Source organism: Actinomadura parmotrematis (assembly GCF_019458805.1).
Taxonomy (GTDB): domain Bacteria; phylum Actinomycetota; class Actinomycetes; order Streptosporangiales; family Streptosporangiaceae; genus Spirillospora; species Spirillospora parmotrematis.
Window position 1 is genome coordinate 132,059 of record NZ_JAIBOA010000015.1, and the last position, 12,381, is coordinate 144,439.

The 12,381-nt window shown below is 76.1% G+C and carries 8 protein-coding genes; 6 read left to right on the top strand and 2 right to left on the bottom strand.

Features of this window, described 5'->3' with window-relative positions; genetic code table 11:
- Window positions 1–145 precede the first annotated feature (145 nt).
- The 4 genes from K1Y72_RS23225 to K1Y72_RS23240 all read left to right on the top strand — a co-directional run bounded on the left by K1Y72_RS23225 (window position 146) and on the right by K1Y72_RS23240 (window position 7,484).
- Complete coding sequence (locus tag K1Y72_RS23225) at window positions 146–2,233, top strand: hypothetical protein (protein ID WP_258573393.1); 2,088 nt, start codon at window positions 146–148, stop codon at window positions 2,231–2,233.
- A complete protein-coding gene (locus K1Y72_RS23230) occupies window positions 2,230–5,220 on the top strand; it encodes an ATP-binding protein (RefSeq protein WP_308287194.1) in 2,991 nt (996 codons plus the stop codon). Before K1Y72_RS23225 ends, K1Y72_RS23230 begins: the two co-directional genes overlap by 4 nt.
- 64 nt (window positions 5,221–5,284) lie before the next feature.
- Complete coding sequence (locus K1Y72_RS23235) at window positions 5,285–7,135, top strand: AbeC-like domain-containing protein (RefSeq protein WP_220168535.1); 1,851 nt, start codon at window positions 5,285–5,287, stop codon at window positions 7,133–7,135.
- Between the two features lie 10 nt (window positions 7,136–7,145).
- Window positions 7,146–7,484: a DUF5955 family protein gene (locus K1Y72_RS23240; protein WP_220168536.1), complete on the top strand. Its 339-nt coding sequence runs from the start codon at window positions 7,146–7,148 to the stop codon at window positions 7,482–7,484.
- An 11-nt stretch (window positions 7,485–7,495) separates the two neighbouring features.
- On the opposite strand, the gene K1Y72_RS23245 is transcribed toward K1Y72_RS23240, so the two are convergent.
- Together K1Y72_RS23245 and K1Y72_RS23250 are read right to left on the bottom strand one after the other, a co-directional pair.
- Window positions 7,496–8,407, bottom strand: coding sequence for a hypothetical protein (locus K1Y72_RS23245; RefSeq protein ID WP_220168537.1), 912 nt, complete (start codon window positions 8,405–8,407; stop codon window positions 7,496–7,498).
- Window positions 8,408–8,600: 193 nt separating this feature from the next.
- A complete protein-coding gene (locus tag K1Y72_RS23250) occupies window positions 8,601–9,944 on the bottom strand; it encodes a hypothetical protein (RefSeq protein ID WP_220168538.1) in 1,344 nt (447 codons plus the stop codon).
- A gap of 428 nt (window positions 9,945–10,372) precedes the next feature.
- On the opposite strand from K1Y72_RS23250, the gene K1Y72_RS23255 reads away from it, so the two are divergent.
- Both K1Y72_RS23255 and K1Y72_RS23260 read left to right on the top strand, forming a co-directional pair.
- The gene (locus K1Y72_RS23255) at window positions 10,373–11,623 is read left to right on the top strand and encodes a Mur ligase family protein (RefSeq protein WP_220168539.1); all 1,251 of its coding nucleotides are present in this window, start codon (window positions 10,373–10,375) and stop codon (window positions 11,621–11,623) included.
- Entirely contained in the window at window positions 11,613–12,341 is a 729-nt protein-coding gene (locus K1Y72_RS23260; RefSeq protein WP_220168540.1) for a type 1 glutamine amidotransferase, read from the top strand. Before K1Y72_RS23255 ends, K1Y72_RS23260 begins: the two co-directional genes overlap by 11 nt.
- Window positions 12,342–12,381: the final 40 nt, after the last annotated feature.

Here is a 12,381-nt window from a genome sequence, read left to right on the forward strand (position 1 = left end):
GCCAAGCCGGTCATCCCGGTGCCTGTTGCGGCGAACCCGGCGCGTCGCCCCCCGAACCTCTTTAGGCTGTGCGGAGCAGCAGACCACCGACGACACACCAGGCGTTCCTCTTCCGCACATCCAGGGGCCTCTCGACGTGACGGACATGGCGAGCGATCCCGCCGTGGCGCGGTTCATCCAGCCCGACCGCGTCTACGTGGGCTGGCGCTACGCGCAGGTGCACCCCGACCCGGGGCCGCCGCCGGCGGCCCCCGACCCCGCCGGCCCCGCGCCGGCGCCGCCGCCCGCCCGGCGGCCGGCCGAGCACATGGTCGGGCGCCCGCTCCGCGCCATGGCCTACGGCGCCGCCGGGAGCGCCGCGCTGCTGCTGCTCATCGCCCTCCTCGGCTGGCTGCCGTGGGCGTTCGCCGCCGTCGGCCTGCTCGCCTGCGCCGGGATCGCCGGCATCGCGGTGTCGGCGCTCTGGCGCGACGAGCGCGGCGTCCGCGACCGGCTCGCCCGCGAGCGCGCCGCCGCCGAGCGCGACCGCGAGGAGCGCGCCCGCGCCCGCCGCCGCGCCGAGCGCGACCACACCGCCGCCTACCGCGAGTGGGAGCGCCGCCGCGACGACTACGAGAGCCAGCGCGAGTGGTACCCGGTCGCGGTGCCGCCCGGCGTCGACCGCGTCGACGTCGTCGGCGGCACCCTCGCCGGCTGGTCCGCCGCCGTCACCACCATGGGCGCCGCGCGGCTCGCCGTCGGCGCCCGCGTCACCGTCATCGACCTGTCCGAGGGCGCCGTCGCGCACGACCTGCTGCGCGTCGCCGCCGACCGCGGCGACGACCCGCTCGTCTGGGTGCTGCCCGCCGACCTGCCCCGCCTCGACCTCACCCGCGGCCTGCCGGCCGAGGCCCTGGCCGACGTGCTGTCGCTCGTCGTCAGCGCCGGCGAGGAGCGGCACTCCACCCGGGACCTGTCCTACGACAACTCCATCCTGGAGCGGATCATCGAGGTGCTCGGGCCGGGCCCGTCGATCCCGCAGATCACCGCGGCGCTGCGGGTGCTCGCCCAGGTCGGCGACCCGCGCGACGACCTCGCCGCCGGGCTGCTCACCGACGCCCAGCACGAGCGGATCGCGACGCTGTTCGGCCGCAACGCCACCGACCGCATCGTCGTCCGGCACGCCTGGGCGCTGGAGGCGCAGCTGCGCAAGCTGGACCGGCTCGCCGCCGAGCAGGTGCAGCTCCCGCCGTCGCGGCTGCACGTGGTGTCGATGGACCGCCGCGCCGGCGTCCTCACCAACCGCGTCCTCGGCACCTACGTGACGACGGCGCTGACGCACCGCGTCCGCGAGGCCCCGCCCGGCGGCCGCTGGGACCACACGCTGTTCCTCTGCGGCGCCGAGAAGCTGCGCGGCGACGTCCTCGACCGGCTCATCGACGCCTGCGAGACGACCGGCACCGGCCTGGTGCTCATGTACCGGTCGATCCCGCCGCACGTGCGCGAGCGCCTCGGCCGCCGCGGGCACGCCGCGGTCGGCTTCATGCGGCTCGGCAACCCCGAGGACGCGCGCGTCGCCGCCGAGCACATCGGCGCCGACCAGCGGCTCCTCGTCGCCGAGATCACCGACACGGCCGGCGAGACGCTGTTCGACGTCGCGGGCGAGACCTACGCCAGCACCGTCGCGTTCGCGCGGCGGCGCGGCGACGGCCTCACCGAGCCGGTCTGGTCGCCGCTGCCGGCGCCGGCCGCCGACGACTCGGCGTTCGTGCGCGGCATCTCCTCGGCGACGGCGTGGGGCCGCACCATCCCGGCCATCCCGACCCGGCAGCGGGCCCGCGAGCTGCTCATCGCGCCGCCGCAGCTCCAGGAGCTGCCGCCCACCGCGATGGTGTTCACGCACGCGGGCGCGGCGGGCCGCCGCATCAGCCTGGTGGACGCCAACCCCGGCATCATCACGCTGCCGACGGCGCACTCCATCGGCGTGGAGGAGTACGAGCGCGAGCGCGCCCGCCGCGAGCGGGAGGAGCTGGAACGGGACACCGCGGCGGGCGCGGCGGCCGGCCCCGCCGAGGACTCCTCGCCGCGCCTGCCCGCCGTCCGCCCCCGCCCCCGCCACGCCCGCGCGCCCCGCCGCACCAACGGCCGCCCGAACGGCCGCCACGCCGCCGCCCCGGGCGAGGGCGGCGCAGCGGTGAACGGTTCGAGTGCGAACGGGTCGAGCGCGGGCGGGGCGGAGGACGTCGGCGAGTGACGCAGTTTCCGCCGGACGTGCCGTCGATGCCGCAGATGCCGCCGTCGATGCGGCCCGCGCCGCCCCCGCTGCTGCCCGGCCCCTGGTACCGCATCCAGGCGATCCCGGCGCCCGAGCGCGCCGCGTCCGCCGAGTGGGACTTCGTGTCGGTGCTGCCCGCCGCGCTGTCGGCGGCGCGGCGCGGCGAGCCGTTCGTCGTCGGCTGGCTGTCGGCGGGCGGCGGCGCGCCGCTCCAGCTCATCACCAACGCCGGACCCGTCGGAAACAGCGGGAACAGCGAGAACAGCGGGAGCGGCGGCGGGCGCGTCCCGCTGTTCCCGAGCGGCGCCCGCGGCGTCCCGATCGGCGACGGCTGGCTCCGCGACGCCGAGCGCATGACGTGGACGCGCTGCCCGGGGCGGCTCGCCCCGCAGTCGGGCGGCCCCGACGGCGCCGCGCTGTTCGAGTCGACCCTGACGACGCTGATGGAGCGCCCCTTCGGCTGGTTCGTCGTCGCCGACCCCGGCGACGAGCGCGCCATCGACGCCGAGATGCGCGAGCTGCACCACGAGCTGCGGATGCTGCGGCGCGGCGAGCCCGAGCAGGAGCGGCTCGCCGTCGCCCGCGCCGACCAGCGCCTCGCCGAGCTGGACGCGTTCCGCGAGGCCGGGCTCTGGCGGGTGCGGGTCCTCGCGGGCGCCGCGTCGCCCGAGGAGCTCGGGCAGATCGCGCCCGTCCTCGTCGGGTCGGCGGAGCTCGCCCACCACCCCTACCGGCTGCGGTCGGGCAGCGGCGGCGGCCCGTTCGGCGAGATGCTGCGGCCGCCCGCCGAGCCCGCGACGGTCCGCGCGCCCGGCCCGGGCGAGCTGCGCTACCCCTTCACCGCGACGGCCGGGGCGATGGCCGCGCTCGCCGGGCTGCCGCGCCGCGAGGTGCCCGGCCTCCGCGTCCTGGACGCCGGCTACTTCGACGTCACCTCCGAGACCGCCGGCACCGCGCTGCCCGGCGAGCCGGAGATCGAGCTCGGCGCGATCCTGGACGGCCAGGACCGCACCGTCGGCGCGTTCGCGGTGCCGCGCTCCACCATCAACCGGCACGTGTTCGTCACCGGCGCGACCGGCGCCGGCAAGTCGCAGACCGTCCGGCACCTGCTGGAGCAGCTCACCCGCGCCGGCATCCCGTGGCTGGCGATCGAGCCCGCCAAGTCGGAGTACGCGGCGATGGCCGGGCGGATCGCCGACCTCGGCGCGCGGGTCACCGTCGTCAACCCCTCCGACCAGACGTCGGTGCCGCTGTCGGTGAACCCGCTCGCGCCCGAGCCCGGCTACCCGGTGCAGGCGCACATCGACATGGTGCGGGCGCTGTTCCAGGCCGCGTTCGACGCCGAGGAGCCGTTCCCGCAGATCATGGCGCAGGCGCTCCAGCGCGTCTACGAGGGCAACGGCTGGGACGTGGTGACCGGCGGCGCCGTCCCCGGCTCGCTGGTGGCGCCGTCGGTGCCGACGCTGGAGCAGCTCCAGAACGCCGCCCTCCAGGTGATCGGCGACGTCGGCTACGGCCGCGAGCTCGCCGCCGACGTGCAGGGCTTCGTCGACGTGCGGCTCCGCTCGCTGCGCATCGGCTCGGCGGGCCGGTTCTTCGAGGGCGGCCACCCCGCCGACATCGGGGGGCTGCTGCGCGACAACGTGGTGCTGGCCATCGAGGACGTCGCCAACGACGAGGACAAGGCGTTCCTCATGGGCACCCTCATCATCCGCATCGTCGAGCACCTGCGGATGCGGGCGCGGACGTCGTCCGGGCCGCCCGGCCTGCGGCACGTCATCGTCATCGAGGAGGCGCACCGGCTGCTCCGCAACCGGCCCGACCGCACCAGCTCGCACGCCGTCGAGCTGTTCGCCGGGATGCTCGCGGAGATCCGCGCCTACGGCGAGGGCATCGTCGTCGCCGAGCAGATCCCGACCAAGCTCGTCCCCGACGTCATCAAGAACACCGCGCTGAAGGTCGTGCACCGGCTGCCCGCGCACGACGACCGCCACCAGGTCGGCGCCGCGATGAACCTGGACGCCGACCAGTCCCGCGAGGTCGTGTCGCTGACTCCCGGCGTCGCGGCGGTGTTCGCCGACGGCATGGACCGGCCGCTGCGCGTCCGCGTCCCGCTCGGGGAGGGCCGCGAGGCCGAGCGTCCCGGCCCGCCGCCGCCGGTGGACGGCCGCCGCTCGGTCGCGTGCGGCCGCGAGTGCCGGTCGGGCAGCGCCTGCACCCTGTACGAGCTGCGCCGCGCGGACCTGCTGGCGGGCACGATGGAGTCGGCGTGGCTGCGGGTGTGGGTGGAGACCGCGACGCTCGCGCACGTCGTGGACCGGCCGCTGCCGGCCGTCCCGAACGAGCTGCTGCGGGCCTGGTCGCGGCTCGCGCCGCGGCTGCGCGAGTGCGCGCTCGCGACGGTCGTGGAGCACGCGGTGACGCGCCGCTCGCAGGCGCTCCGCACCGCCTACCCGCCCGCCGACCTCACCCGCGCCGTCGCGGAGGTCGCGGGCGCGCTGCTCGCGGGCGACGGCGCGGCCGCCGGGACGCGGCCCGGCGCGCAGTGGGTCATCCCGCAGGTCCGGTGGCTGCACGAGTTCGCGAAACTGTTCCCCTACGGCGCGCCGCGGCCCGGCCCGCACGACCCCGTCCCGCCGCTCGACCACCAGCTCCCGGGCCTCCGCCAGCACCCCGACCCGAAGGTCGGGCACCGGCTGCGGGCGCTGCGCCGCCACCCGCTGTCGCCGGAGGTGCCGCGCAACCGGCCGATCGCCCGCACCGCCCTCGCCGGCGACGACGCCAACGCCGCCTTCTACACCGACCTGTCGCTCGTCGCGATCGGCGTCCCCGAGGAGGACCAGATCGGCGAGGCCGCCGTCCCGATGGGCGTGCAGAACTGGCTGGAGCCCGTGCTGAGCTGGCCCGACGTCATCGTCAAGGGCTACGAGGACGCCGCGCCGGGCGAGCTGCCGTTCGCCGACTGAGCGGTAACGTCACGATCGGGAAACCGGTACCGCTCGCGGCCGCGCGCGGGTTACTTTCTTACGCATGACGGTCGAGGCCGAACCCCGCACGGACGAGCCCTTCTTCCGCCACGGCCACGCCTACGTGCCCCCGCAGGGGCAGCCGCTGCAGAACGCCACCCGGTACCTCGCCGCCGGCGTCTACCTGGACCGCACGCTCGGGCAGCGCGTCATCGCCGAGTACGTCGACGACGAGCACCGCGCGGTGACGCCGTCGTTCGGCTTCGACCTCGGCCCGGTGATCCTGCACGCGGTGCGGGCGCGCCGCCTCCGCCTGGCCCGCGACGTGCTGCTCGGCCTCTGCTGGTTCCTCGCCTACGTCCTGGCGCCGTGGACGGTGGTCATGCTCGGCATCGTGATGATCTTCCCGGCGGTCACCACCCGGCTGCCCTGGCGGCGGCTGACCTGGCCACGCCGGATCGTCCTGCTCTGGTTCTGCGTCACCACGCCCGTCTACGCGGCGCTCGCGATCGGGTACGGGCCGGCCGCCAGGGACCTGGCGCAGCAGGGCGAGACCGGCCGCGATCCCGCCGTCGACGGGAGCACCGGGACGAGCGGCCTCGGCCCGCTCGACGACCACAGCCTGCTGGTGGCGCTGCTCCTGCTGCTGGCGTTCTGCGCCGTGGTGTTCGGGCACCTGGCGCTCGTCTACCGCATCCTCGCCCGCGAGCTCCAGCCCGGCGCCGCCGGTCCCGGGCCGAAGGCGTGGAGCGAGCGGGTGGACCGCGCGCTCGCCCGGGTCGCCTCGGCGCAGCGCGGCAACGTGACGCTCTACTCGGGCGACAACCCCTTCCTCGGCGCGGGCCCGGTGGAGACCGAGGACGGCGGCCCGGCGCCCGGCGCGCGGGTCTGGTCGGTCGTGCTGGAACTCGACCGCGCGGCGGCGGACGTCCTCGGCAAGCCCGGATCCGGGCCGGCGCCCGTCGACCCGGTCGTCCTGCACCAGCGCGTGCGCGAGCGGCTCGTCGAGATGCGCGACGAGCGCCCGGCCGGGGAGGAGCGCCCGCTGCCGCCGAACGAGCGCATCGCGGGCCTGGTCACCGACATGCACGTCGTCGCGCCCGGCCGCTGCCACCAGCTCGCGCGCTCCTTCGACCCGTCGGGCTCCGGCGCCTACCGCGGGCACCCGCTGATCGACGCGAAGGCGGGGCTGCCGTACTCGGTCGCCTCCCCGGCGGCCGTCGAGGCGATCGTCCGCCATCCGCAGGGCGGCGTGCGCTGCTACCAGCGCGTCACCGTCGGCGCGCAGGGGCAGGCGGTGCGCGGCGCGGACGGGCGGCCCCTCGCCCCGGCCGAGGACCAGGACATCGCGGTCTCGTCGTTCATCTACCTGGCCGTCGAGGGGCGCATGCTCTACGGCCAGTTCGCGGCGACGGCGCTGCCGCCCGTCCGCGAGGAGTTCCGCGCCGTGGACGTCCTGCCGAACCTCGGCCCGGCCGGGTTCATCGGCCGGGCCGTGCGGACGGGCTGGCGCGGCGTGCTGAGCGGCGCCCTGCTGGCCTGGCCCCGCGTCGTCAAGACCTGCTGGCAGATGGGGCGCGGCGCGTCGGCGGCCGCGTCCGCGGGCAACCCGGCGCGGCACCTGGCGCACGACTACGGGTCGCGGCTCAGCGTCCGCGAGCTGGCCGCCGAGCCCGACTTCGTCACCTTCACCCAGAAGCTCGACGCCGAGAAGTACACCCGGCTCATCGAGCGGCGCGTCAACGAGGCGCTCCTGGACCACCTGGCCGACGAGTGCGGCATCGACGTGTCGGCCTACCGGGCGCAGGCCGGCGTGATCCTGAACGAGGGCGTCATCATGACCGGCGGCAGCGTGAGCGGCCAGGTCGCGACCGGCGCGGGCGCCCGCCTCACCCAGACCACCATCGACCCGTAAGGGGAACGGCATGTCCGAGCGCGGCGTCAGCATCGGCGGCAACGCGAACGTGTCCGGCCAGATCGCCACCGGCGACCACGTGACGATGAACCAGCGCACCGGCGCCGCCGGCGAGGACGCCTTCGCGAAGGTGGAGCGGCTGCTCGCCGAGCACGCGGGCGCCGTCGCCGAGGCGGGCAAGGCCGCGCGGGACGTCGCCGACCTGCGCGCCGAGGCCGCCGAGGACGACCCCGACACCGACCGCATGGCGAGCGGCCTGGAGCGGCTCGGCGCGCGCGTCTCGGGCGTCGCGGCGCTGGCGGCGGCCGTCGGCGAGCTGGCCGCCGCGCTGGGCCTGCCCCACTCCTAGGGGGCCGCCGGTCAGATCTGGTCCTCGGTGCGGGGCGTCAGGCCGGCCTTGGCGGCGTTGGCGTTCCAGTAGGAGAGGAAGGTGCGCTTGGCGTTGCTGGCGCGGGTGTTGGCGTCGGCGACGCCGGGGTCGGAGTCGGTGGGGCAGCCGGGCGCGCGGTCCAGGTAGGTCTGGTTGGAGTCCAGCGACGCCTGGAGCGCCTGGACGAGCGCGTCGCGCATCGCCGGGCCGTCGTCGAGGGCGTCGACGTCGAGGTCGCGGGCGCGGGCGAGCTGGGACTCGCGCCTGCTCCGGATGTCCTGGAGGTCGCTCGTCGAGCAGCCGTTCTCGACGGCGGTGCCGAGGGCGCTGCGCGTCGAGGACATGTCGCCGAGCAGCGCGTCCACATCCCGCGCCTGCGCGGTCAGGTCGCCGCTCGCGGTCGGCGACGACGTCTCCTCGTCCGTGGGCGTCGGCTCGGGCTGCGTCGGCGCCTCCGACCGCGACGGCGCGACGGTGCTCCCGGCGTTGTCGCTCCGGTGGGCGGTGGCGGGCCAGAAGATGATGGCGAGCGCGACCGCCGCGACCGCGACGACCCCCGCCGTGATCAGCAGGTAGGGGGGCTTGCGCTTGCGCGGGGGCGGCGGCTGCCAGATCCGCGGCTCGTTCCACGGCTCCTCCGACAGCGACAGCGTCTGCTCGCCGGCGGACGGCGCGTCGGGCGGCGGGACGGGCGGCAGGCCCCAGCCGGCGGGCTCGCCCGGCGGCGGCGACCAGGACCGCTGCGGGTCCTGCCGCGGGTCGTAGGGCGGCACCTGGTGGGGGTCGCGGTACGTCTCGTCCTGGGACGGCGGCGGCGTCCAGGGCGGCGGGCCGGCGGGCCGCTCCTGGTCCTGCGTCTCCTGGTGGGACCAGGGCGGCGCGGGCGGGCGCTCGTCCCGCACGGTCGCGCCGTCACCGCCCCCGAGGGGGGTGTTGCAGCGCGTGCACCTCGGCAGCGCCGGGGTCGTATCGCTACCGCATCCAGGGCACCGCATCGCAACCCCTCACCGTAGGGACCAACGGCCACAAGATACTGCGGGGCGTCCGGGAGCGGAGGCGATGCGGGCGGGTCGCAATCCGGTTGTGATCCGGCGATTACACGTTGTTCCATGCGCGGACCGGCTGGCCGCTCTTCTTGGCCACCGGATTCCACAGCGCGACGAACTGCTTCTTGGCCGCCGTGGCGCGCTGCTCGGCCGCCGCCCGGCCGGGCGCGTGCCCCGCGTCCGGCTTCGGCTTGCCCTTGCAGTGCCGCTGCGCCTTCAGCGCCCACACCTGGAGCGCCTGGTCGACCTCCAGGGACGCCTGGTAGGACTCCTTCAGCCGGGCGCGCATCCGCTCGCCGTTCGGGGTCTCGTCGACCTCCAGCGCGGCGGTGCGGGCGAGCTGCGCCTTGCGGCGCTGCGCGACCCGCTGGAAGTCGCCGACCGACGCCGGCAGCGTCTTGCAGCTGCGCGCCGCGGCGAGCCCGTGGGTGAGCGCCTGGCGGGCGTCGGCGCTCGTGTTGAGCAGCGCGTTGACGGCCGCGGCCTGCTCCTTGGCGGCCTGCGACAGCGGCTTCTGCTGCGCCACCGGCCGCTTGCCGGTGGACGGGCTGGTCGCCTGCGCCTTCGGCTTCCCGCCGTCGTCGTCCTTGCTGAAGACGACGATGCCGACGGCGGCGACCGCGACGGCGACGAGCGCGCTCACGCCGATGAGGAGCGGCTTGCTGGGGCCGCCGCCGGACGGGCGCTGCTGCTGGAAGTCACCGGGCTGCTGGAAATCGCCCTGCTGGTGGAAATCGCCGGGCTGGCCGTAGGGCGGCATCCCGCCGCCCATGGGGGCGACCTGCGTGGCGTTCTGGTCGCCGGGCCGGCCCCACTGCTGCTGGCCGTTCCACTGGTCCTGCTGGGGGGCCCACTGCTGCTGCTGCTGCGGAGCGGCGCCCCAACCGTCGGCGGCCGGTGCCTGCTGGCCCCACTGCTGCTGGGTGGCGTCCGCGACGGGCGCGGCCATCGGCTGGGCCTGGCCCTGCGGCGTCCACTTCTGGGTGGCCTCGTCGGCGGGCGGCGCGGGCTGCGGCGTCCACTGCTGCGGGCCCGGCTCGGGCTCGGGCCGCCGCGGCTTGGCGTACCAGGAGTCGGGGACGATCGACTCCGGCTCCTGCTCCGCGCCGGCCTGGGCGCCCCACGCGGGCGGCGGGGGAACGGGCAGCGCGCCGGGGGCGGCCTGCCGCGCGGGCGGCTCGTCGTCGGCGCCGGGGTCGAACTTCCACGGCGCCGTGGACTCGGACTCGGAGTCGGGCGTCGCGGGCGCCGCGGGCGTCCAGGACGGCGGCGGGGGCGCGACGATCGTCCGGTCGCCGAGGCCGGGGGCGGCGGGGGCGCCGAGCGGCGCGTCGCAGTTCGGGCACGGGCCGACCGTTCCGGGCGTGTGAGTACCGCACGTCGGACACTGCATCAGCTCTGAACCTCGCCTTTGGTCGCCGCTACGCCCTCATGGCCCCGGCCCCGCGTCGCGGGCGGCCGGGCCGCCTCCGGGCCTCGCTCGCCCTCCGGCGGGTCGTCGTTCCCCGCAAACGAGCAGGGACCCCGACAAAGTACCTGGACGGCGCCCGCCGTGTGCGCCGCCCCGGGAAATCCGTCGCAAGATCGGGTTCGCGTCCGGCGGGACTCAGCACGCAATCATGGTTGGACGGTAATGGTCAAGATTGTCGGGAGTGACGGGTGGGGCGCCCCGCCGCCACGGTGTGCTGCCGGTGCCGGTGCGGCCCGCCCGGGATGTGATCCTCGTCCCATCGGCCGCACGGCCGCGGCCGCAGGCGCGGCGCGCGCGGCAGCGGATAGGCTCGGGGCTTCCCAGGCGCACAACCAGAGAAGACGGAGTCCATGAGCGATCTTCCGCTGCGTTCGCAGCTGGCCGTCGCGCTCGGGCGGACGGCCGCGAAGATGTCCCGGCTCGCGGGCAAGGGCGACGGATCGGTGATCGGCGGCCGGATCGGCCTCCGGTTCGACCCCGAGCTGCTGACCCGCCTCGCCAAGGACCGCAACCTCGTCCTCGTTAGCGCGACCAACGGCAAGACGACGACGACCCGGCTGATCACCTCGGCGATGGCGCCGCTCGGGGAGGTCGCCACCAACGCGTTCGGCGCGAACATGCCGACCGGCCACGTGTCGGCGCTCGCGTCCGCCCCCGGCGCCCGCTACGGCGTGCTGGAGTGCGACGAGAAGTACGTCCCGATGGTGCTGGCCGAGACCGGCGCGAACGTCGTCGCGCTGATGAACCTCAGCCGCGACCAGATGGACCGCGCCGCCGAGATCTGGCTGCTCGCCGGCAAGTGGCGCAAGGCGCTGGAGAAGGCGCCGCAGACGCACGTCATCGCCAACTGCGACGACCCGCTCGTCACGTGGGGCGCGTCGTCGGCCAAGAGCGTGACGTGGGTCGCGGCGGGCCAGCACTGGCGCGAGGACTCCTGGTGCTGCCCCGAGTGCGGCGGGCCGCTGGACCGGCGCGACACCGAGGAGGACAGCGACTGGCGCTGCCGCCAGTGCCACTTCTCCCGGCCGCGGCCCGACTGGTCGCTGCGCGGCGACCACGTCATCGACCCGCAGGGCCGCGCGATCCCGCTGGACTCCGTCCAGCTCCCGGGCCGCGCGAACCGCTCGAACGCCGCGATCGCGCTCGCCGTCGTCGCGCAGTTCGGCGTCCCGCCCGAGCGGGCGCTGCCGCTGCTGGCGCAGGTCCGCTCGGTCGCCGGCCGGTACACCACCGTCGAGCACCAGGGCCGCTCGATCCGGCTGCTGCTGTCGAAGAACCCGGCGGGCTGGCTGGAGGCGTTCGACGTCCTCGCGCCCGCGCCCGGCCCGGTCGCCCTGTCGGTCAACGCGCAGGGGCCCGACGGCCGCGACACCTCCTGGCTGTGGGACGTGGACTACCGCATCCTGCGCGGCCGCCCGGTGTGGGTGACCGGCGAGCGCCGCATCGACCTCGCCGCCCGGCTGGAGGCCGCCGAGGTGTCCTTCACGGTGGTGGACGACATCGAGCAGGCCGTCCTGGCGGTCCCGCCCGGCCACCTGGACGTGATCGCCAACTACACCGCCTTCCAGGACATCCGAACGAGGTACGGCCGTGCCCTCTGACCGCATCAAGATCGTCTGGATCTACCCGGACCTGCTGTCCACCTACGGGGACCAGGGCAACACGATCATGCTGGAGCGGCGCGCGGCGCTGCGCGGCATCCCGACCGAGACGGTGCACCTCCGCTCGGACGAGCCGGTCCCGCAGGACGGCGACATCTACCTGCTCGGCGGCGGCGAGGACCGCCCGCAGATCCTCGCCGCGCAGCGCCTCCGCAACGACGGCGGCCTGAACAACGCCGCCGCGCGCGGCGCCGTCGTGTTCGCGGTGTGCGCCGGCTACCAGATCATCGGGCACGAGTTCGGCGGCGACGAGGGCCAGCAGCTGCCCGGCCTCGGCATCCTCGACATCCGCTCGGGCCGCGGGCAGCAGCGCGCCGTCGGCGAGGTCGTGGGCGATGTCGCGGCGGAGCTGAACGTGCCGCGCATCACCGGCTTCGAGAACCACCAGGGCGCCACCACCATCGGCCCGAACGCGCGGCCGCTCGCCAAGGTCGTCGCGGGCGTCGGCAACGGCGACGGGCAGGGCTTCGAGGGCGCCTACGCGGGCAAGGTGCTCGGCACCTACATGCACGGCCCCGCGCTCGTCCGCAACCCCGGCCTCGCCGACCTGCTGCTGCGCTGGGCCCTCGGCCACGAGATCGCCCCGCTGGACGACTCGTGGGCGGGCCGCCTCCGCGAGGAGCGCCTGAACGCCGTCCTGGCGGCGCAGCAGGGCTGAGCGTCCGCGCGTCGACGCCCGTCCCCGACGTCCGGGGCGG